The sequence below is a fragment of the Chryseobacterium sp. P1-3 genome (genome assembly GCF_000738495.1).
Lineage (GTDB): Bacteria > Bacteroidota > Bacteroidia > Flavobacteriales > Weeksellaceae > Chryseobacterium > Chryseobacterium gallinarum.
The window spans coordinates 1-21,926 of record NZ_JPEQ01000005.1; the positions used below are offsets into that span (position 1 = coordinate 1).

The 21,926-nt window shown below is 35.7% G+C and carries 27 protein-coding genes and 1 pseudogene; 19 read left to right on the top strand and 9 right to left on the bottom strand.

Going from position 1 to position 21,926, the window contains the following annotated elements; all coding sequences use genetic code 11:
- Positions 1-295 precede the first annotated feature (295 nt).
- The 9 genes from HX13_RS06830 (at position 296) to pth (ending at position 5,391) form a co-directional block, all read left to right on the top strand.
- Entirely contained in the window at positions 296-964 is a 669-nt protein-coding gene (locus HX13_RS06830; RefSeq protein ID WP_238555128.1) for a hypothetical protein, read from the top strand.
- Between the two features lie 2 nt (positions 965-966).
- A complete protein-coding gene (locus HX13_RS23700; RefSeq protein ID WP_238555129.1) occupies positions 967-1,119 on the top strand; it encodes a hypothetical protein in 153 nt (50 codons plus the stop codon).
- A gap of 5 nt (positions 1,120-1,124) precedes the next feature.
- The gene (locus tag HX13_RS06835) at positions 1,125-1,940 is read left to right on the top strand and encodes a hypothetical protein (protein ID WP_050020483.1); all 816 of its coding nucleotides are present in this window, start codon (positions 1,125-1,127) and stop codon (positions 1,938-1,940) included.
- A 9-nt stretch (positions 1,941-1,949) separates the two neighbouring features.
- On the top strand, positions 1,950-2,645 hold the full coding sequence (locus tag HX13_RS06840; protein WP_238555130.1) for a hypothetical protein: 696 nt from the start codon (positions 1,950-1,952) through the stop codon (positions 2,643-2,645).
- A 197-nt stretch (positions 2,646-2,842) separates the two neighbouring features.
- Positions 2,843-3,301: a hypothetical protein gene (locus HX13_RS06845; RefSeq protein WP_050020484.1), complete on the top strand. Its 459-nt coding sequence runs from the start codon at positions 2,843-2,845 to the stop codon at positions 3,299-3,301.
- The gene (locus HX13_RS06850; protein ID WP_050020485.1) at positions 3,255-3,704 is read left to right on the top strand and encodes a hypothetical protein; all 450 of its coding nucleotides are present in this window, start codon (positions 3,255-3,257) and stop codon (positions 3,702-3,704) included. Before HX13_RS06845 ends, HX13_RS06850 begins: the two co-directional genes overlap by 47 nt.
- 100 nt (positions 3,705-3,804) lie before the next feature.
- Positions 3,805-4,200: a hypothetical protein gene (locus tag HX13_RS23705; protein WP_238555131.1), complete on the top strand. Its 396-nt coding sequence runs from the start codon at positions 3,805-3,807 to the stop codon at positions 4,198-4,200.
- Positions 4,169-4,735, top strand: coding sequence for a hypothetical protein (locus HX13_RS23710; RefSeq protein ID WP_238555132.1), 567 nt, complete (start codon positions 4,169-4,171; stop codon positions 4,733-4,735). The genes HX13_RS23705 and HX13_RS23710 overlap by 32 nt, the downstream gene beginning before the upstream one ends.
- A 92-nt stretch (positions 4,736-4,827) precedes the next feature.
- Positions 4,828-5,391 (top strand): aminoacyl-tRNA hydrolase, encoded by a 564-nt coding sequence (gene pth, locus HX13_RS06860; RefSeq protein ID WP_050020486.1) that lies wholly within the window; start codon positions 4,828-4,830, stop codon positions 5,389-5,391.
- 155 nt (positions 5,392-5,546) lie between these two features.
- Here the strand turns inward: pth and HX13_RS06865 are convergent, their stop codons facing one another.
- From HX13_RS06865 to HX13_RS06895, 7 genes and pseudogenes are all read right to left on the bottom strand, one after another.
- The gene (locus HX13_RS06865) at positions 5,547-6,182 is read right to left on the bottom strand and encodes a carbonic anhydrase (RefSeq protein WP_050020487.1); all 636 of its coding nucleotides are present in this window, start codon (positions 6,180-6,182) and stop codon (positions 5,547-5,549) included.
- Positions 6,183-6,226: 44 nt separating this feature from the next.
- A complete protein-coding gene (locus HX13_RS06870) occupies positions 6,227-7,819 on the bottom strand; it encodes a SulP family inorganic anion transporter (protein ID WP_050020488.1) in 1,593 nt (530 codons plus the stop codon).
- 149 nt (positions 7,820-7,968) lie between these two features.
- The gene (locus tag HX13_RS06875; protein ID WP_050020489.1) at positions 7,969-8,268 is read right to left on the bottom strand and encodes a hypothetical protein; all 300 of its coding nucleotides are present in this window, start codon (positions 8,266-8,268) and stop codon (positions 7,969-7,971) included.
- A gap of 25 nt (positions 8,269-8,293) precedes the next feature.
- Positions 8,294-8,963 (bottom strand): annotated as a pseudogene (locus tag HX13_RS06880) (carbonic anhydrase).
- A 294-nt stretch (positions 8,964-9,257) separates the two neighbouring features.
- A complete protein-coding gene (locus HX13_RS06885; protein ID WP_050020490.1) occupies positions 9,258-9,812 on the bottom strand; it encodes a serine O-acetyltransferase in 555 nt (184 codons plus the stop codon).
- Positions 9,813-9,821: 9 nt separating this feature from the next.
- A complete protein-coding gene (locus HX13_RS06890; protein ID WP_050020491.1) occupies positions 9,822-10,973 on the bottom strand; it encodes a glycosyltransferase in 1,152 nt (383 codons plus the stop codon).
- 97 nt (positions 10,974-11,070) lie between these two features.
- Positions 11,071-11,538 carry an acyltransferase gene (locus HX13_RS06895; RefSeq protein ID WP_238555133.1) on the bottom strand — a complete coding sequence of 156 codons (468 nt, stop codon included), beginning with the start codon at positions 11,536-11,538 and terminating at the stop codon, positions 11,071-11,073.
- 41 nt (positions 11,539-11,579) lie between these two features.
- Here HX13_RS06895 and HX13_RS06900 point away from each other — a divergent pair, with 41 nt between their 5' ends.
- Positions 11,580-12,554, top strand: a complete 975-nt coding sequence (locus tag HX13_RS06900; protein WP_050020492.1) for a 3-oxoacyl-ACP synthase III family protein — start codon at positions 11,580-11,582, stop codon at positions 12,552-12,554.
- A 25-nt stretch (positions 12,555-12,579) separates the two neighbouring features.
- A complete protein-coding gene (locus HX13_RS06905) occupies positions 12,580-12,816 on the top strand; it encodes a phosphopantetheine-binding protein (protein WP_157837417.1) in 237 nt (78 codons plus the stop codon).
- 14 nt (positions 12,817-12,830) lie between these two features.
- On the opposite strand, the gene HX13_RS06910 is transcribed toward HX13_RS06905, so the two are convergent.
- Both HX13_RS06910 and HX13_RS06915 read right to left on the bottom strand, forming a co-directional pair.
- On the bottom strand, positions 12,831-13,994 hold the full coding sequence (locus HX13_RS06910; protein ID WP_050020494.1) for a glycosyltransferase: 1,164 nt from the start codon (positions 13,992-13,994) through the stop codon (positions 12,831-12,833).
- A complete protein-coding gene (locus HX13_RS06915; protein WP_050020495.1) occupies positions 13,994-14,833 on the bottom strand; it encodes a glycosyltransferase family 2 protein in 840 nt (279 codons plus the stop codon). Before HX13_RS06915 ends, HX13_RS06910 begins: the two co-directional genes overlap by 1 nt.
- Before the next feature lie 272 nt (positions 14,834-15,105).
- Between HX13_RS06915 and HX13_RS06920 the strand changes: the two genes are divergently transcribed.
- The 8 genes from HX13_RS06920 (at position 15,106) to HX13_RS06955 (ending at position 21,926) form a co-directional block, all read left to right on the top strand.
- Positions 15,106-15,876, top strand: a complete 771-nt coding sequence (locus HX13_RS06920; RefSeq protein ID WP_050020496.1) for a class I SAM-dependent methyltransferase — start codon at positions 15,106-15,108, stop codon at positions 15,874-15,876.
- 138 nt (positions 15,877-16,014) lie between these two features.
- On the top strand, positions 16,015-16,671 hold the full coding sequence (locus HX13_RS06925) for an acyltransferase family protein (RefSeq protein WP_050020497.1): 657 nt from the start codon (positions 16,015-16,017) through the stop codon (positions 16,669-16,671).
- A 76-nt stretch (positions 16,672-16,747) separates the two neighbouring features.
- Positions 16,748-17,044 carry an acyltransferase family protein gene (locus HX13_RS06930; RefSeq protein WP_050020498.1) on the top strand — a complete coding sequence of 99 codons (297 nt, stop codon included), beginning with the start codon at positions 16,748-16,750 and terminating at the stop codon, positions 17,042-17,044.
- Positions 17,045-17,293: 249 nt separating this feature from the next.
- Positions 17,294-18,955: an HAD-IIIC family phosphatase gene (locus HX13_RS06935; protein WP_202962911.1), complete on the top strand. Its 1,662-nt coding sequence runs from the start codon at positions 17,294-17,296 to the stop codon at positions 18,953-18,955.
- Between the two features lie 2 nt (positions 18,956-18,957).
- Positions 18,958-19,869 carry a class I SAM-dependent methyltransferase gene (locus tag HX13_RS06940; protein WP_050020500.1) on the top strand — a complete coding sequence of 304 codons (912 nt, stop codon included), beginning with the start codon at positions 18,958-18,960 and terminating at the stop codon, positions 19,867-19,869.
- Positions 19,870-19,891: 22 nt separating this feature from the next.
- On the top strand, positions 19,892-20,131 hold the full coding sequence (locus HX13_RS06945) for an acyl carrier protein (protein ID WP_050020501.1): 240 nt from the start codon (positions 19,892-19,894) through the stop codon (positions 20,129-20,131).
- On the top strand, positions 20,131-20,511 hold the full coding sequence (locus HX13_RS06950) for a VOC family protein (protein WP_050020502.1): 381 nt from the start codon (positions 20,131-20,133) through the stop codon (positions 20,509-20,511). Before HX13_RS06945 ends, HX13_RS06950 begins: the two co-directional genes overlap by 1 nt.
- A gap of 2 nt (positions 20,512-20,513) precedes the next feature.
- Complete coding sequence (locus HX13_RS06955) at positions 20,514-21,926, top strand: MBOAT family O-acyltransferase (RefSeq protein ID WP_050020503.1); 1,413 nt, start codon at positions 20,514-20,516, stop codon at positions 21,924-21,926.

Here is a 21,926-nt window from a genome sequence, read left to right on the forward strand (position 1 = left end):
ATTTATCATTTTTTACTTTAAAAGTATTACATGTTACCAGTAGAGTTAATGCGTTTTATATGGTTTTAAAGAAGTACACCTTCCAATGATAAAAAAACTTAATAAGCTCCCAAGTTGCATAAAGGGTTTGTCTGGAGGGTGTATTTAAATTCATTTGTGAAAAGTAGAGTTATGTAGAATTAATTCTACTTTTTTGTGTGATTAATTCGATAGCGTAATGTGTTTATTTCTATGGAGTTAAGGTGTGCTTTGGAAACTTTTTTGATTTGAAAATTGTACATTTGCAAACCTTATTATGAAAAAAACAATATATTGCTGCGTGACTGTATTTCTTTCAATCTATGCAGGCGCACAGGTGGGAATCGGGACTTCTAAACCAAAGTCTATGCTAGATATCAACGGAAAAACCACCTTAAGAAAAGAAATTAGAGTAGGAGGTACTTCAACCCAGGTGGGAGACGCGGGTTTGAATGGCCAGGTTTTGGTTTCTCAGGGAGAGGGTTTACCCCCTGTCTGGAAATCGTTGAATGTTTCCTTTATGGAAGAGGGGCAATACAAATTGATTAATTCGTATTTGTCGTCAGATCAAACCGGAATTATTACCCTTTCTAATGGCGTTGCCGGAGATAATGTGTACAAGAATAATGTTGGGGATGATATCACGGATACAAGCAAAGGTAAATGGGAAAAAATTACAGGTCTTGAAAATAATTTTACCATTAAAAACGGAAAAAACAGACTTACATATCAATTCCAGACGGGGGTTGAAATGAAAGCCGCTTCTTCAACTGTTTCATCCAATATCAGGTTTGCCTGTGGGGTTTTCAGAAATGGTAAGCTCGTAGCCGTGCGTCCTGACAGGATTGCTTCTAATAATAATGCAGAAAAGAATGGTATCCAGGATTATATTTTCACCCTCAGTTATACCGAGCTGAATGTTCCTGTCGGTACTCATAAAAATTGAGATTGCCTGCAGAAAAAATTGATACTTCCAACCTAAACTCACAGTTTGCAATAGGGCGTGATGTTCAGAGCTCAAATGGAATATCCAATGCATTTACGCTGGAATCCACAATGAAGATGGATGTTATTGAATATGTTACTTATAAAAGCAATTAATCAGGATGAGAAAAATATTATCGACTTTGCTTCTTGCATCAGGACTGCTATTGTCAGCCCAGGTGGGGATAAATACAGATACTCCGAAAGCAACATTGGATGTAAACGGAGACATTAACTTCAGGAATAAAATTGTACTTCTTAATACTACAGACAATACCCTCTCTGAAGGAAACAATGATCAATTGTTGGTTTCCCAGGGAGAAGGATATCCGCCTACATGGAAAACACTTCGTATTCCAGAGTATGAGCCCAATAAATTTTACCTGATATTCAACAACTCTTTTTCAGATAAAGTAGGGGTTAAATTTACCAATGGAGAGGAAGCTAATATGACATCTTCCCGGGGAGCAACATTTAATAAGGGAACCAATATCAGTAGCTTACAGGGCTTTAAGAAAATTGACGGACTTTCACAAACCATCAGTGTGTTCAGTACTCAAAGTAAGGCATACTTCCAATTTGAAACCGTAGTACAGGCTAATTTCGGCTCGAACGGAACCACTGATACTTCTATAGATTATGCCTGTGGAATTTTTGTAGATGATAAACTGGTGAATCTAAGACAGAGAAATTTAAAGGCAAGTAGTGCTAGCTATCCTTTCCTTACCCATAATCAGATCGGTATTGTAGAAAACCTTACTAAAGGAAATCATACGGTAAGTGTAGGATGTGCGAGACTGGCATCTTATGGAGATACTACTAAAACATTGGCTATAGGAACCAATACAAATACTAATATCAACGGATTTGTAGCTCAATCCTCATTAAAAGTTGATGTGTATGAAGTTCCGGAAGTGTTCAATCCGATCATCAATTAAAAACGAATTATGAAAGAAATATTTTTTGTTGTATCCTTGTTTGTTGCAGGATGTATAAACGCCCAGGTGGGGATTAAAACAACAGATCCGGTTAATATGCTGGATGTTAACGGGGATATCAATATCAGAAAAGAATTAAGAACAGGAGGGACCAATTTGCTGAAAGGCTCCGCAGGAAACGCAGGGGATATTTTTCATAATAATTCTTCTATGGCGGCCAACGACTGGAAGAATATTAAAATTGCAGACGGGCAAGGCAGTATGTCTTTGTTTTCCATCAATACGGTTGCGGATCAGACTGGAGTTTCATTCAATACCAGTGGAAGTGCCGTCCCTTATAACGAAAATGATGCCTTAACAGGAAACTGGACGGTGCTGCCTGGAGCTACGGATACATTCTCCGTGACGAATGCAACGAATAAAGTAACATTTTCGTTCCAGACCACGGCGCAAAAAACAAATAACGGTTCTGCCTCTGCGAGTTTTGCGTGTGGAGTTTTTGTAGATGATAGACTTAAAGCGGTAAGAACAGATGTATTGCTGGGAGAAAGCGGAGCATACAAGATCTTTAACCTTAATGCCACTTTGGCGAATCTTGTCCCCAAAAACAAATATGTTGTAAAGGTAGCATGTATCAACAGAACCCTTAACAATACGACCCTTGGTATAGGCAGAGCAGTAAACACCAATTTTTTTAAGCAGTGATATGTCGCAATCTGTATTGACAGTCTCTGTACTGCAGCCTTACTAATTTTCATAATAATGCAATAATTAAAATCTAAAAACGTTATGTTTTTAGATTTTTTCTGTTTATTAAGACTGTTTGTTGTGAATTTGTTTGAATAAATTAGAGGCTGTTATCAAAAATTGAATTATATTTGAACGTGCTAAAATTATTTTATATGGCAAAAAACTATTTTCTTAAAATTTTCGCCGGCTTTGCTTTGCTGGGCTTGATGGCTTCATGTAATACGACTTCAGATCCCACCGAATCCATACCCAATCCTGATGAAGGAGCGCCACCCCAAAAGATTCTGTCAAAGGTGAGTGTGAACGCCAGTTCTGAAGAAGAATTTGTTACCACTGCAGGAGTTCTGGAAAAAGCAGTCTTCAAAGATGAAGTGAATACCAATGCCAATTATACAGGAACGGTAACTTATACCAACAAGAAAATAACCAATATCAAATTTGTAAGTACAGCCTCTACCAGTATGAATTACACATTTGATATTACCCCCGATGGTAAGGGGAATATTTATAACGCTTCTTGTGTGGCCACTTCTGTGAATGCGGGAGCAGCCTATGTAAGTGATCTTGCCTTTACTTACGATACTGCCGGGAAACTTACCAAAGTTCTTTGAAAAAAGAAAGGTTGGTGGAATAACAGCTTATAATGTATTTGTAGAAAATCTATTTACCTATTCAGGGGAGAATATAGCCCAGGTTACGGTATCTAAAGGAATGTTGGATATCAATGGAACACCGAATATGGCAACAGCAGTAGTGAGTAAATATAGTTTTCAGAACTATGATACCCAGAAAAGCCCATATTCTACTTTGCCGAAACCGTTTTTTATCATAAGAGGCCTGATCAGTCCGGGCCATTTGTATAAAGCTTCCCCGAATAACCCTACGTCAAAGTATTTCCAGTTGCCGTCACCTGCTGCACCTGTAAATACTGCACAAACCTATTCTTATGACCAGCAAGGGTATCCACTTGTTGAGAAAAACCAGAATATTGTATTTACCTATAAAAACCTATAGTGGGAATATCTTTATGAATCTCATTGGAATATAAATAATTCTATAATTTTTTTTGTCAAAAAAAAATTATATTTGTGAAAAAATAATCAACCCCCAGGAAATGAAACAACTTTTCTATTTTATTTTATTAATAGCAGGCCTTTCTTCAGTACATTCATGTAAGAGTTTATTGGATGAGGATGGAGATCCTTTACTGGATCTGAACAATAATACCGGCCTGACCGGGCCCAGAGCTTTATATAGAGAAATTACTGATAAAGATACGTTGGCAGAATACCATTACAGTGGTCTTCTTGTGACAAAAGTACTTACCGATAGCGCATCAGTTACTGATATTATGTATAGTGGCGACAAAATAAGCCAGGTTACTTTCAATGGCTTTCTAGATCTGGATGGAAATGGAAAGCTGGATAAAGACAGTGTATCCTACACACAATTATTTACTTATGTTAATAATAAACTGGATGTCATCTCTGAAACACGTTTTTATTTTTAGAAGAACACCTCCGGTTCCACCGGCAACAACCCCTGGCCCTCAGACATTATTGAGAAAGGAAAAATCGCATTACAAAATCGAATTCAACGCTACTACGGGTAAACTGGAATCTATTGTTATGGAAAACGGACCGGAAATTACCGGACAGCAATTTGCCTTTACAGACTATTCCAATACGACATATACCTATTCAGGAGACAATGTATCTAAAGTAGTAAGACATTACGGGCCAATGGCAGGTGGTATACACGGTGCGGCTAACAGAAAATACAGCTACGAGTATTTTGCGTATGATAACGAGATCAGCCCGTTCACATTATTGCCGCAGGCTTATAAAATCTCAAGGCTGTTGTCTACCATTATTAATGATAAGGAGAGCCTTATATTATCTCCAAACAATCCCAAGAGATGGTCGGCAACTGACCTAATGCCACCGGTTCCGACTCCGGTTGTAAAAAGTACTAACTACGTATATGATCCTCAAACCTATATGACAAAAGGGTATGGTGTGAATTACATTTACAAACCGCAATAAAAAAAATTTTTTTTTAATAATACATCAACTCAATCTTCCGGGATTGAGTTTTTTTTATTTTTTATCTCTTAAATTTTGCAAAAAAATTTCTGATGAAATATTTAATCGTTGGGCTGGGTAACAAAGGCTCTGAATATGAAAATACACGACATAACATAGGATTTAAAGTAGCCGAAAAAATAGCTGATGCTCTCGGCACCTCATTCAATACAGCTAATTTTGGCTGGATGGCTGAAGGAAAATATAAAGGAAGAAAAGTTTTTGTTCTTAAACCGGATACCTATATGAACCTTTCCGGAAATGCCGTGAAATACTGGATGCAAAAAGAGAATATTCCTTTAGAAAATGTATTGATTGTAACGGATGATCTGGCTCTTCCTTTTGGAACTTTAAGAATGAAAGGAAAAGGATCTGATGCAGGTCATAATGGTCTTAAAAGCATTAATGAAATGCTGCAGACTCAAAATTATGCTAGACTACGCTTCGGAATTTCCGCAGATTTTGCAGCAGGCCGACAGGTAGATTATGTCCTTGGCACATGGAATGAAGAAGAAGCTGAGAAACTTCCGGAAAGAATTGAAACTTTCTCTAAGGCAAGTCTTTCTTTTGTTTTTGCAGGGATCAATAATACGATGTCTGCATTTAATGGTAAGTAAGTTAACTTAATAACCCCACTCGGTTTATACAATAAAGGCCATCGGATTCCGATGGCCTTCTGATGTGCTTTAAAAATTAATTTCCAATCAATTTATCTGAGCTATGCTCTGTTTATGTATTATTTTTTTGTAACTTAGCTGTGAATGCTGAAGGTCTATAACCAGGTTACAGCACCTGTTTCAACATCATAATTCGCTCCCACGATTTTGATTTTACCTTCTTCTTCAAGTTTTTTAAGTGTTGAACTTTGTTTGCGGATTTCTTCAATGGCATTCCTTACGTTCTGCTGGTTAAGTCTTTCTAATAGCGAGCTGTTTTTTGATGAACGTTCTTCATTTTCTTCGATCACCTGGTCAATGATTGGGCTGAAATGATTGATGAGGTGATTAAGATTATCCATTCCCAAACCTTCAATCTGAGCAGCGTCAAGACCTCCTTTTAAAGCTCCGCACTTAGTATGGCCTAAAACGACAATCAATTTGGAACCGGCAACGTTACATCCGAATTCCATTGAACCCAGGATATCCTGGTTCACAAAATTACCGGCAATTCTGATACTGAAAATATCTCCCAATCCCTGATCAAAGATCAGCTCTGCAGAAGTACGGCTATCTATACAGCTTAAAACCACAGCAAATGGCCATTGCCCTTCACGGGTAGCATTTACCTGTTCCAGAAGATCCCTGTTTGCTTTAAGATTATTGACGAACCTTTGGTTTCCTTCTTTTAGAAACTCTAATGCTTTTTCAGGAGTAATTGTCGACTGTGTTTCGTATGTATGTGCTTTCATATAATGTTTTCGAATTTTAAAGTTAAAATTAATTGATAATGAGCTTACATCGCTCTTTTATGGGTAATCAGAATATGAGAATCCTCACTTCTTTCATAATCCCTGTATGATGTTTTAAAGCCTAAAAGCTCTACATTGATATCTTCTTCCTTGGCCCGGATATTGGCAAAATCCTGAATCATTTCCAGAACATCTGTTGCAATATAAGAGGTTTCTTTTGCATCAATGGTTACTGTAGAGTTGGGTTTAATGTTTTTAAGGGTTTTTTTAATGGCGGCTTTGTTTAAGAATGAAACTTCTTCCGCCAGCTTGATTTTGATTCCGTCTGCATTGTCCAGTTTTTCTCTGCTCAAATAATAAGCTCTTTTCATATTTCCCTGAAGAATGTAGAAAATAGAGATGGCAAGACCAATTCCGACACCTTTTAACAAATCAGTTGCTACTACAGCTACCACAGTTGCGATAAATGGAACAAACTGGAATTTTCCAAGATGCCAGAAATGCTTGAAAGTAGCAGGTTTAGCCAATTTATATCCTACCAGAATCAATACAGCAGCCAGTGTTGCAAGCGGTATAAGGTTAAGAATGAAAGGAATGGTAAGAACGCATACAAGCAGCAATACCCCATGAATCATGGCAGAGACTTTGGAAGTTGCTCCTGCATTGGCATTTGCCGAACTTCTTACTACTACAGAAGTCATAGGAAGCCCTCCGATGAATGAGCTGATAAGGTTCCCTATCCCCTGAGCTTTAAGTTCAAGGTTGGTATCTGTAATTCTTCTTTGCCTGTCTAACCTGTCTGATGCTTCAATACAAAGTAAAGTCTCAATGGAAGCTACGATGGCAATAGTTGCTCCCACAATCCATACTTTAGGATTGGTGAAACCAGCAAAATCAGGCATAGTGATCAGGTTTTTGAAGTCATCCAGGGATGCTGGAACCGGTAAGGATACTAAATGTTCCTTTGAAATGGCTAAAGAACTTCCGGAAAGTTTGAATAATTCATTGATTAATATTCCGGCTGTTACAGCCACCAATGCTCCCGGCAACATTTTCAGTCTTTTTAAAGCCGGTATTTTATCCCATGCAATAAGAATTGCTACGGATACCAGGGTAATAAGGATCGCCCCAGGATGAATGGCTCCAAAAAGTTCCGTAAAATAATTGAAGTTGAGACCGTTATCGAATATTGATTCATGCCCTTCATAATCTTTATCAAAACCTAATGCATGAGGGATCTGTTTTAAAATAATGATGATCCCGATGGCGGCAAGCATTCCTTCAATAACGTTGTTGGGAAAATAATTGGAAATACTTCCAGCTCTTACAAATCCCAAAATCAGCTGGATAAGTCCTGCAATAATCCCGGCACAAAGGAAAAGTTCAAAGGCACCAAGGTCTGTTATTGCCGTTAATACAATTGCTGTTAAACCAGCGGCAGGACCTGAAACTGAAATATTTGAATTGCTGATCGCTCCTACAACCAGACCTCCTACAATACCCGCAATAATTCCGGATAACGGAGGAGCGCCGGAAGCTAAAGCGATTCCTAAGCACAAAGGCAGTGCTACTAAGAATACAACGAGCCCGGAAGGGAAATTCTCTTTGATTCCTCCTAATAATGATGTTTTTTTCATGATTTTTTGAAAAATAGTATAACTGATTGATTGATTTTAAACCTATCAATTATAAAAGATTGGAAAATTAATTTCAAAGCACAGGTGATATTCACGATCAGAAATGACGTGAACACCGTAATAAAAAATAATCTAATTATACTTTAAAATTAAGCTTCCGGAGGCGGAGAAAATATAGTAAGTAAAGGTGACAGATGAAAAGAATCATCGATCAGTATAAAGGATCCACCCTGAAGATCAGGTTCAGAAAACTTCAGATAATCAAACACATCCAAAGTTTTCGGAATGGCCTTTTCATAAACAATAAAAGAGGATGGATGAGAATGCTGTTCTTCTTCATTGACTATAATATTGGTTCTCAGAATATCCCAGCCTAATACCGCAGCAATGCTCGGCAGCGCTGTAAAATTCAGAAAGAACGTCAATACAATAATACTCCAGAATTTCATTTTACATTCTTTTTTTTAGAAAAAACTATTTGGTTTTTCTGCTCATGATCCAATCAGAACCGGTAAGGTTGTAGATTTTCTGAATATCTTTCAAGATTTTCTCAAAATCAATTTCCAAATCGATGATCTTACCTGTCCTAAGGTCAAATACCCAGCCATGTACAATAGGATGTTCTTCAAGAATATACCTTTCCTGTACGCAGGCCATTTTGATTACGTTGATACACTGCTCCTGAACATTAAGTTCTACGAGCCTGTCGTATCGTTTGTCCTCATCTTCGATAGAATCCAGCTCAGCCTGGTGCAATCTGTAAACATCACGGATATTTCTCAGCCATGGATTCAGTAATCCTAAATCCTGGGGAGTCATCGCTGCTTTTACACCACCGCAGTTGTAATGGCCACATACGATAATGTGTTTTACTTTCAGATGTTCTACAGCATATTGAATAACTGCTGTGGAGCTCATGTCTAAAGTATTTACAACATTTGCAATGTTTCTGTGAACAAAAACCTCTCCCGGTTTAGCTCCCATCAATTCCTCTGCTGTAGCTCTACTGTCTGAACATCCTATATAAAGATAATCAGGATGCTGAGTTTTAGCCAATTCTTTAAAGAAGTTGGGATCTTCTGCCATCTTAGATTCTACCCATTTTTTTATTGTTCTCAAAAATAACTTTGTACGATTGTGACATAATTTTAAATTTTAAAAGGCTTATAATTATTTATTTCGTTTAAATTATTTTTAAAATCAATAGACCGAATCAATAATTATGCAAAAATATACTTTTTGCTGAAAAACTATTCACTTTTAACAAAGTTTAATATTAAAATATGCTTAAAATCATATGTAATATGGCTATTATATGGCTGTTCAGATGAAGATCTGTTATACAATAATTCAAACGTTAATAAACTATGATAAAATTACAAAGTAAAATTTACAAATTGAAATCTGATGATTAAAATATTCTTAATTTTTTCGGATATCATACCTTGTTGTTGATATATCCTTTCGTAGCATCTGATGAAGAGTAGATTTTTCCCGGATTCCCCATAACCATAGAATCGGACGGAACATCAAAATTGACAAACGCATTGGGAGCGATCAATACATTGTTCCCGATATGGATGCTGCCTACTATAACTGCATTGGGGCCTATCCATACTTCATCACCAATCACAGGAAATCCTTCATTTTTTCCTCTGTTTTGCTGTCCTATGGTAACACCCTGGGCAATATTACAGTTTTTCCCGATCCTGGTTTTCGGGTTGATAACCAGTGCTCCCCAATGTCCCAGATAAAAACCTTCCCCAATCTCGGTTTCAGGGTAAATCTGGAAACCATATTTGATCTGGTAATGTCTTAACAGAAGCCTCCAGAATAAACCGGCAATAGATTTTTTTCTGTATTTCTGGGCTTTTCTAAGAATATAAACATAGTGTAGGTTAGGATTAATACATTTGGCCCAAATCTGAAAGGTGGAAAGCCACCGGCCACTTTCTCTGTAAAAATCTTTCTGTATTGCTGTGTAATCTGACATGACAAAATTTTATACTTTATCAATAATTTCCTGAAGATGAGCTACAGACTTTTGCAGGACAAAAGGCAGGTCGGTATTGGCTATTTCTTTTTCATAATGCCCGGCAAGTTCTTTTTGGGTAAGGATTTTTTTCATTCCTTCATAGATCCCTTCTTCTGAATTAGCGTTGATAATTCCAAGTTTTCCTTCCTGAAGCAGGTCCCTGATTCCTGAAACATCAGTAGAGATTACCGGTTTGTTCAGAATAAGGGCTTCGGCAATGATGGTAGGAAAACCTTCATGTCTTGAAGACATAATATAGAAATCCGACTGTTTTACATAAGGATAAGGATTGCTTCTGAATCCCAGCATTTTTACGGTCTCCTGAAGCCCCAGCTGATGAAGCTGGGATTGAATGTTTTCAAAGTCAAAGCCATCCCCAATGATGATAATCTGATGTTTCAGTCCTTCATCCATTAGTTTTTTATGAACATTCAGGAGCCTGTCATAGCCTTTTTGCGGATAAACGGTTCCTACCGTAACAAAGGTTGGAAGATCTTTTGAAAAAGGAAAATCATTAATCTTTATATCCGCTTTTTGTAAAGTATCCTCTTTGTCAATAGGGTTGTATATTTTAATGACAGACTGTTTTTCCCTTTTATTTTGGGCAAGCTTTTGCATTTCTTCTTTCAGCTTGTTTGAAATAACCAGTATTCTGTCGAATCTGAAAAATTGCCTGATAATATCCGGAGTATATTCTTTTAAATTGAAGATGTCATTTTGTATCCAGATTATTTTTTTTGAATGCTTCTGTGGGCTGGATAACAGCTCTTTGTACATTCCGTGGATGGCTGCTATTTCTACATCATATTTCTTATTTTTTAAAATAAATGTATATAACAGGGAAGGGAACCAGATGAACATTTTCTGATAAAGTACCCTGAAGGCTTTTACAGGAATTTCATGAGGCTTGTTGGTGGTGATCATTTCTCCTTTCAGCAGATAATGCAATTTGACCCATGACGGCACTTCTTTAATATACATGCCGGTATACAGATTGATCAGCAGGTCCACTTCGTATTTGTCTTCCGGAAGATTTTTGAGGAAATTAATCAATACTTTTTCTGCTCCACCATGGCGCAGGGAACCTATTCTAATAAGGATTTTCTTTTTTTCAGACATTTATTTTTTTATAGGTTTATAGGTATGAGGGAGGTGTTCTTTTATATAAGCTTCTAATTTGGGTCTGTCCAGTTCCAGTTCTCTGGGGTACATCACGTTATTTTTTTAACGCTTTATCTCCATATTCCTCGATGGTGCAGATATATTTTGCAGGAACTCCTGCATAGACTGTTCCGTCCGGCATAGAAGTCGTAAGTATAGATCCTGCTCCCAAAACGCAATTGTTTCCCATCTCTACCCCCAGCATGATAATCGTGTCGGCCCCGATTAAACATTGTTTGCCGATTTTTATTCTTCCGAATGCTCTTACATCTTTGTACTTTTCAAAAAAGTGTAAAGCATTATATCCGCCATCATGATTGATGAATCTTACATTGTTGGAAAATGTGGTTTCATCGCCTATTTCAATTAAAAAAGGCTCAGTTCCAAATTCCGGAACTTCTACAAAACGAACATTTTTTCCTACCTTTAGTCCTTTAGCAATACAAATTTTGAGATAAATTCTCTGGATAAGATATTGATAAGTGGTATGAATTTTTAATATAAGACGATATATGAATATCATTATTTACAATTTGTTTTTCTCTTACAAAGAAAAGAATTTATATGATAAAAATTTCTAAAATAGAATATTATTTGCCCGAACAAGTTCTTACCAATAAGGATTTGGAAAGAGAATTTCCTGAATGGAGTTCTGAAAGAATCAAGGAAAAAGTAGGAATTGCACAGCGTCATGTTTCTTCGGAAAATGAGACGGTATTGGATCTTGCCATACAATCTACAGAAAAGATTTTTAAGGATTACGACAGGAATGCTATTGATTTTATTCTCTTCTGTACTCAAAGTCCGGATTATTTTTTGCCGACTACCGCTTGTATTTTACAGGATAAACTGGGTTTAAGGAAGAATATCGGGGCTATGGATTTTAATCTGGGTTGTTCCGGGTTTGTTTATGGTCTTGCTTTTGCTAAGGGTTTAATTGCCGCGGGAATAGCTAAAAATATATTATTGGTCACCTCAGAGACCTATACCAAGCATATTCATCCCAAAGATAAAGGAAACCGTTGTATATTTGGGGATGCTTCTGCATCTGTCATTATTGAGAAAAATGAGGATGTTTCAGATTATCAGTTTTGCCTGGGTACCGATGGAAGTGGGGCTGAAAACCTTATTGTGAAAAAAGGGGCATTCCGGAGAGATTCTGAATTTAATCCGAATCACGAATTTGATCCGGAAAACCTCTATATGAATGGCCCGGAAATTTTTAATTTTACGATAGAAAATATCCCGGGACTGGTGAAAGAAACGATGGAACTTAATCAACTGACGATGGAGGATATTGATTATTTTGTCTTTCATCAGGCTAATTCATTTATGCTGAATTATCTGAGAAGAAAAATAAAAATACCTGCAGAGAAATTCTATATTGATATGGAAAACACAGGAAATACAGTTTCTGCAACAATTCCGATTGCATTGAAAAATATGATGGATAAAAAACTGTTGAAAAAAGGAGATAAAATTCTGATAGCTGGTTTTGGGGTGGGATATTCCTGGGGAGCTACGCTGCTGGAATTTTAAAATGATGAATCACAAATCAAAATATATGAAGACTTCCATTTTTTTAGAAAAATTACAAGAAGAATTAGGAGAAAGCCAGACACTTCATCTGGAAACCAGGCTGAAGGAGCTGGAAAATTATGACTCAATCAGTTTCCTGTCGATTATTGCTTTCGTGGATGAAAATTTTAACCGGCAAATTGATACTGACCAATTCAAGGATATGGAAACTATCTCTGATTTGGTTACTATTATTGGTAAAGAAAACTTTGAAGATGAATAAACGAATGGTACAGGTTATTTTTGATGATAAAGTTCTTCTATAATCTGTTCCACAGCATTGAAAATCTTCTGATTGTCAAATTGATCTTCTATGGTTTCAAGGTTCTTTCTGATTCTGGCAATAAGTTCAGGATCAGAAAGAAAAATTTTCATAGCTTCATACATTTCATTAGTGTCATAGTTAATCAGGTAGCCTGTTTCACGGTCCCTGATCATAATACCAACATCACCGGTATCTGTAGCGATGATAGGCTTCTGAAGAATCAGCGCTTCAGCAATGACTAATGGCCAGGCTTCAGACTCAGAAGGAAGAATGAAATAATCCGCATTCTTGATATAAGGGTAAGGATTCATTTTATTGCCACATAGTATAAATGTTCCCTGAACATTATTAGCCTTAATCTGTTCCGTCAGATTTTTCATTTCCTCACCGCTTCCAAGTACTAAAACAGTGTGGTGAAATCCTTCATCAATAAGTTTTTTATGGGCATCAATGAGCTTATGGTATCCTTTTCTATGGTGAAGCCTTCCTACAGATACAAAAACAGGCCCCTCAGGAAGAGACTCTATTTTTTCCTCAGCTTTTCTTTTGATTTCTTCCAAAGGAATGGCATTAATCACGACACTTTCTGCTGGATACTGTAAATCCGGATAATAGCGGTGCATCATTTCCTTAATCCTTTGGGAGCAGTAGATCATATGGTCGAACTTCGGAAAATTTTCAATAATCTCAGGAACCAATGGCTGCAGGGCAGGTAAATTGATCTCTGAATGAAACCATCCTATTTTTTTGGAAGCTTTATTGCTGGAATTATTAACCGAAGAGAAGGTGGAATAGGAGGGTGCAATTTCCACATCAAACTTTTTATTTCCTAAGATGAGGTCAGATATTTTAGCATTTTTTAAGGCTCTTGAAAGTTTTAGCCTTCTGCGGATAAGCTGCAGTTTATGAATCAGGGGATTTTGAGAAAAATTTTCTTTTCCTTGTGTAAGGTATACTTTTTTTACATGTGCAGGAATTTCGTTACGAAGCTCTCCCTGGTTCATATTGAGGAATATTGTGATCTCAAATTTGTCAGGATTAAGATTATTGAGCATACTGAGTATAACTTTTTCCACACCACCCATCTCCATAGACCGGTGTCTGAAAAGAACTTTTATTTTCTTATTTTCTGACATTATCTGAAAAGTTTTTGTAAAGTAATAGAGATTTTTTTCTTGATCCTGTATAAAATGCCGTTTTTATAATCCAGAAGGGTAAAAATCTCCTTATGGTCATTATATTTTTCCGGGATTTTTTTTCCATTGATGCTTTTGAGGTTTCTTCTCTTCATGGTATCAAAAATAACCCGGGCAAAATAATCGTAAGATTTTGTTTTATTGCTGTTTTGAGAGATTCCTCCGGCATGTGCCCTGTAAAGATAATTGGTTTCGTTGATGAAATAGACGTCTCCCTTTTCATACATCTTTAAATACAGATCCTGATCTTCTGCAATCCTCAATTCCGGATTCATTTTTTCGGTTGTTTCATAAACATTCTTTCTGAATGTGGTAAAGTGACCAATCTGGATAGGATAATTGAAAAAATAAGGATCTCCGTTTTTTACCTGCATTGCCGATTTGAATGGGGCAACAGGATTAAGGTCTTTGTCACATGCCATGAATCGCGAGTAAGTAAGCACTACCTTCTTCTTACGTTTAAAAACATTGATGGCGGATTCAAGGGCAGTGGGAAGGATAGCATCATCCGGGTCTACAAAGCCACAGATTTCTCCTGAAGCCAGCTCAATAAGTTTACTTTTTGTAACGCCTACACCGGAGTTTTTTTTATTTTCAAAAAACTGAAACTTTTCATTTCCTGCAATAATCTTCTGTATCTGTTCTTTTTGGTTTTCTGAAGAACCGTCGTCCAGAATAATGGCTTCCCAATCAGGATAGGTCTGGTTGAGTATGGAGTCATAGCATTCCTTGAACAATGCAGCATTATTGTAGTGAGCTATAAGTATGGAAAACTTCATATGGTTTTAAACGTATTGAAATTAATTTCTGCTTTCCGTTACTTTTGCTATATCTGTAAATTCCGGTGTTGTTCAGCACATAAAATAGATAAGTTGTCGGGCCATCAACGGGGAGTAAATTGTTCATTGAAAAATGAAGTCCTGATTCTGTAACGGCATTTTTCATAGCGGGAAAGTAGATGTCATTTTTTCATTTGAGTTTCACAAATATAACCTGTTTTTAGATAAATGAAAAAAAAATCTCTATTTTTGTTTTTATTAAAGTTAACACAGTGAGTGAAATAACAAGAGTTCTCAAAACTTTTATAGGATATCTGAAAAGGCCTGATCTTTATCCTGAACTGGGCCGGAAAATTATTAAAAATACAGTTAATAGAGGCAATGCGTTTAAAGGAAAGGAAAAGACAAACTCCTGGGCTGCTGAAAGGGCTGTATCACAGGAAGAAGCTATTTCCACACTTTTTGGGTTTGAGATAAATCGTTTTCGTGACGAGTTTCGTAATGTTTTGACAGATGCTGCTCAGAGGGAAAAGGAATGTCCTGTAAAAATGGGAGGCCCTGGTGCTCTGGAGCTGATTTATTATGCTTGTGAGTTTGCCAGTGCCCAAAAAGTTGTAGAAACAGGAGTAGCCTACGGATGGTCTTCTTTAGCGAGTCTTTTATCCCTGGCTAAAAGAAATGGAACGCTGTACAGTTCAGATATGCCATATCTTGCCCAGGATGGTGACCAGTATGTAGGATATGTAGTTCCTGAAAATCTCAGAAGCCACTGGAAGTTATTCCGTTTTGCGGACAAGGAATCATTGCCTAAAATATTTTCTGAAAATCCGGTATTCGATGTTCTTCATTATGATTCTGATAAAAGTTATAACGGAAGGGTGTGGGCTTATAGTGAGCTTTACAAACACCTGAAAAAAGGAGGTGTGTTCATCAGTGATGATATCGGAGATAATTCTGCTTATCAGGATTTTTGTGAAAAGAATAATATAGAGACCACCGTAGTAGAATACGAAGGAAAATACATCGGCGTTTTTATTAAATAAATATTTCCTCTGATGAGGCTTAGAAACTGCTGTTTTTGTTTGTCTGAAATTTAATTGTGAACTATTGTTGAAATGAAATATATCTGGATAAAGAAACGTTTAACTCAAGCTTATAATGTGACTGTTTAAGCAGTTTTTATGAAAATTAGTCAGATTACATTTACCAGATTCATTGCTGCGATGGCAATTGTCATTTCACATTTTAACAAAGAGCTGTTTCTCTATAAAATAGATTATATTTCAAATATTTTTCTGAAAGCCAATGTAGGAGTAAGCTATTTCTTTATTCTTTCCGGTTTTATTATGATTGTTGCCTATCATAGGAAAGATAAGATTGAATTTCTTGATTATTATAAAAACAGGTTTGCAAGAATTTACCCGTTGTATGTGGTAGGACTATTGCTTTACCTGATAACAAGATATTCAAACTTCACTGTTTACAAAGGGATTTTGTATTTATTAGGACTGCAGAGCTGGATTCCCGGGGAAGCCATGATTCTGAACTTCCCGGGCTGGTCTATTTCTGTAGAATTTTTATTTTACCTTATTTTTCCAGTACTTTATAATTATTTTTATTCCAAAAACAACAAAAGTGTCTGGGTAATTACTGTAATCATCTGGATCATTACACAGGTATTTTCTAACCTGTATGCAGGATCTTCCTATTATCAGGGACCTCATACGGAAAGCCACGAGTTTCTGTATTATTTTCCGTTGATGCACATTAATGAATTTTTAGCAGGTAACCTTGCGGGAATCTTTTTTTATAAAACACTCTGCCCCGAAGAATTATGATATTCCTGTAGTTGTAGTCTTCATCCTTATCCTGTTATCGCTCGTTTTTGTTCCGCTTTTTTATCACAATGGTCTGATGGCTCTTTTATTTATTCCGCTTATTATTTTGATATCCAGGAATAATGGTGTGCTGACTCAATTATTTTCATTAAAGCCTCTGGAGTATTTGGGAGAGGCCAGTTATGCTGTCTATATTACCCATATTCCTGTTTTGTATATTTTGAGAGAGATTCTGAAATGGAGAAAATATGAGCTTACTATAGATTATATTTTTTGGATTTATATGGTTGTTGTAATTATTACTTCAATTTTATTTTATCAATTTATTGAAAAACCATCGAGAGACTATCTGAAAAAGTTGAATATCAGATAAAAATTTTTATTTTTGTAATAAAGTAAACACAATTATGGAAATCAAAAAGATTCCCGGTACATATGCAATATATGTATTATTTAAAAGTTCAATACTACAGGATTCTTCCCAAAGACATCAAAAGAGCGGGTGGGCGGTAGCTGGAAACAGAGCACAGCCTAATTAATACAATAAAAAAATCATGTATGTACAGAACGTTTTCCGAGCTTAAAAAAAGACCTCCGCAAAAATATTCAGCAGCTTAAAAAAGTGAAAGTAGCTTTATTGGGTGATACAGCAACTCAGTTTTTGAATATTGCTTTAAAAGGAACAGCTATTAATGAAGGCATTAACTTTGAAATCTTTGAAGCGGATTTCGGACAGGTATCTCGCCAGATTTTGGATCCTTCATCAGAATATTATGAATTTGATGCAGATTATACCATCATTTTCGAGTCCTCCCATAAATTGTTAGGCCAATATTATAAATTTTCAGGATCGCAGAATGCTTTTGCTGAAAATAAAATCAATTATATTGCAGAACTTTATCGCACCATCCAAAGCAGAACAAAAAGCAGGGTGATTTATTGTAATTTTCCTGGAATCAACAATCAGATTTTTGGAAACTTTTCAACGAAAGTAGAATCTTCTTTTATTTTCCAGCAAAATAAACTTAATTATCTCCTTTCGGCAGAATTGGCCATTAAAAATGATAATTTCTTCATTGCAGATTTACTTTCCATCCAGAATAAATGGGGACGGGATTTCATGTTTTCGCCCAACATCTATATCAATACAGAAATGGTTCTTTCTTTAGATGCTCTTCCTATTGTAGCACATCATATGGTAAGTATTATTTCTTCATTGGAAGGGAAATTTAAAAAATGTCTTATTCTTGATCTGGATAATACGACATGGGGCGGAATTATTGGAGATGATGGTCTTGAAAAAATTCAAATCGGAAGTTTAGGCATTGGAAAAGCATTTACAGAATTCCAGCATTGGGTAAAGGCCCTTCAAAAAAGAGGGGTAATCATAGCTGTTTGTAGTAAAAATGATGAAGATAAGGCGAAAGAACCGTTCGAAAAACACCCGGATATGGTTCTTAAATTGGATGATATAGCTGTGTTTGTAGCCAATTGGGAAAATAAGGCAGATAATATCAGGAAAATCCAGCAGATTTTGAATATAGGATTTGATTCCATGGTATTCTTGGATGATAATCCGTTTGAAAGAAATATTGTAAGGGAAAATCTTCCGGAGGTTTGTGTGCCGGAACTTCCAGAGGATCCTGCTGAATATCTGGAATATTTATACAGTTTAAATCTTTTTGAAACCGCCAGTTTTTCAGAAAATGACACTGAAAGAACAAAGCAATACCAGGTGGAAGCGCAACGTGTCATTGCCCTGGAAAGTTTTACCAATGTGGAAGACTTTCTTAAAAGTATGAATATGGTGTCTGATGTACAGGCTTTCAATAGTTTTTCAAAGCCAAGGGTATCTCAGTTAACACAGCGTTCCAATCAGTTTAATTTGAGAACAATAAGATATACAGAGCAGGATATCGAAAATTTAATGTCTTCTGATGATCATCATACCATTTCTTTCACACTGGAAGATAAATATGGTGACAACGGATTGATCTGTGTCATTGTTCTTGAAAAGAAAAATGAAGAGACACTTTTCATTGATACCTGGCTGATGAGCTGCCGGGTATTGAAACGGGGAATGGAAGATTTTACGCTGAACACTATTGTGGACATTGCTCAAAAAAACGGGTATAAATATATTGTGGGGGAATATCTTCCTACCGCTAAAAACCAAATGGTAAAAGACCATTATGAGAAGTTAGGATTTACTGAACAAGAGGGAAGATGGATATTGAATGTAGATGATTATCAACAAAAAGAAGTTTTCATTAGCACCAAATAAATATGGAAATTGAACATTTAATTGAAAGTATTGCAGCTAAAAATACCATTCATGGTAAAAAGCTCCAGAAAAATTTCTTGTCTTTAAAAGAGGAGAATAACTATATATCTGATTTTAATACCTTTATTAAAAAGTATAAAGATATTCTTGAGAAAAAGAATCTATCCTTTGATGATTCAATCAATTATTACCTTAAAATGATTAGTGATTTTAATGAAGAAATGCTTGATTTTACGAGGACTGGCCAATATAGAAATACATCATTTGAAGAAGTAAATAAAGCAATGTATGATAATCCAGATGTTATGGTTTCTCATATGCATGGGTTGTTGCTCTCTCAATTCTTATGGAAACATCATTATTTTGTTTATCATTATTTTAAAAGTAATATAGAAAAATATTCACCAATAAATTCTTATTTTGAAATTGGAGCGGGACATGGTCTTTATTTTGAAGCCGCAATGGAAAAAATAGGAATGGATAATTGTACTTTTGAGGCTCTGGATATTAGCGAATCTTCTTTGGAACTTACAAAAAGTTTAATAAAAAACGATAAAGTTATTTATCATCTTAAAAATATATTTGATTATACGGATCAAGACGGAAAGAAAGATTTTATCACCATGGGTGAGGTTCTGGAGCATGTTGAAGATCCTTTATCATTACTGAAAAAAGTAAAAGATTTAATAAAACCAGAAGGAACAATTTTTATTACAACGCCAACCAATGCACCTTCTATAGACCATATTTATTTGTTTAACAATCTTCAGGAGATTCGGGATTTGATTCATGAGGCTGGATTGGAGATCGTTGATGAAAATAGCTTTGCCAGTGAGGATATTGATATTGAAAAAGCTGAGAAAAGAAAAATTGCCATCATGTATGCCTCATTTTTGAAAATAAAACAGAAATAAATAATTCAAACATAATACTACTATGAACAGAAATGAAATTTTGAACCAGTTATCAAATGTTTTTCGCGAAGAATTGGATAATGAGGAAATTACTTTAACCGCTGAAACTACAGCAAATGATGTGGAAGAATGGGATTCTCTTTCTCATATCCAGCTTATTGTAGCTGTAGAAAAAGCTTTTGGGATTCGCTTTACATCTTCAGAAATTCAGAGCTGGAATAATGTAGGTGAAATGGCAGATTCTATAGCTGCGAAACTATAATGAAGTTTCATCATGTCGGGGTTGCCTGTAAAGATATACAGACCGAACTTCAAAACATCAGAAAGCTCCATAAGATTGTTGAAGAAACTCCCGTTGTTTTTGATCCGAACCAACAGGCCGAGCTTTGTATGGTAACGGTTGAAGACGGTTTAAACATCGAGTTTGTTTCCGGAAAACCGGTTGAAAATCTTCTGAAAAAGAGGATTTCTTATTATCATATTTGCTACGAAGTTGAAGATATTGTGACAACAATAGATCTCCTCACGCAAAACGGCGGGATGTTGATTTCTCCACCTAAAGAAGCGATTCTTTTTGATAACCGAAAAGTAGCTTTTTTAATGCTTCCTTATGGAATTATTGAACTTTTAAATAGTAACTGATAATGCAGTTTACATCATTAGTATTTATTCTTTTTTTCTCCGTATTTTTTGCCATTTACTGGTGGATTTTGGGTAAGAATCTTAAAGCACAGAATATATTCCTGTTATTGGGAAGCTATCTATTCTATGCATATTGGGACTGGAGATTCCTTATACTTTTGATGGGAAGTTCAACGGTAGTTTATTTTTTAGGATTAAAAATTTCAGATAATGGCCCCTCAAAAAACATTTGGGTGAATATGGGTTTATTATTCTCAGTAGGGACATTACTATACTTTAAGTATTTTAATTTCTTTATAGAATCTTTTGCTGATTTATTCGGAATTAAAAGTGACTTGACATTAAAAATAATTTTACCTCTGGGGATTAGTTTCTATACCTTTAGAATGATTAGTTACATACTAGACATTAAAAATAATAAATTAAAGGCGGAAACAGATGTATTGGCATTCTTTAATTATATTGCTTTCTTTCCAAGTATGACTTCCGGTCCTATTGACAAAGGTGGATTGTTACTCCCTCAATTAAAGAAAGAAAGAGTATTCACACTGGAAAGCGGTACTGATGCAGCAAGGCAAATTCTATTAGGAGCTTTTAAAAAATTAGTTGTTTCTAATAATATTTCTCCAATTACTCAAGATATTTTTCAAAATTATGAACATCTTTCAGGAAGTACAGTTGCTTTTGGTGCTATACTTTTCCTTTTTCAGATGTATGCAGACTTTTCAGGATATTCAGACATGGCAATAGGTATTGCGAAATTATTAGGTTTTAAAACAACTAAGAATTTTGCTTTCCCCCTTTTTGCCCAGAATATAGCAGACTATTGGCGAAAGTGGCATATTTCATTAACCTCCTGGCTTACAGAATATGTTTTTACACCACTGGTAATCGCTTTTCGTGATTATGATAAAAAAGGATTAATGCTGGCCGTTTTTCTCAATTTTGTAATTGTAGGCTTTTGGCATGGTGCCAGCTGGACTTTTATTGTTTACGGAGCACTTCAAGGACTTTATTATGTCCCTTTGGTTGTAAATAATCAGATTAATAAAAAGAAAAAATTATCTAAAAGCATTCCTACGGTTAAAGAATTAGGAAATATTCTCTATACTATGATGTTGGTTTGTTTTGCATTGGTTCTTTTTGTAGCACCAAGCTTAAAAGATGCTTTCGGAATGTATGGAAAAATTTTCAGCCTTTCACTTTTTTCAATTCCCCAATTTATTAAAGTTAAAATTTTAGGATTAATTGGCATTATTATTTTGATAGATTGGATAAATAAAGAACAGGAACATGGTCTTGAAATCAGTAGGTTTCAACCTGTTACAAGAAGACTTTTTTATACTTTCCTAATTTTTATGATCATGTATTATGGGGTGTTTGGAAATGGTAGCTTTATCTATGAACAATTTTAA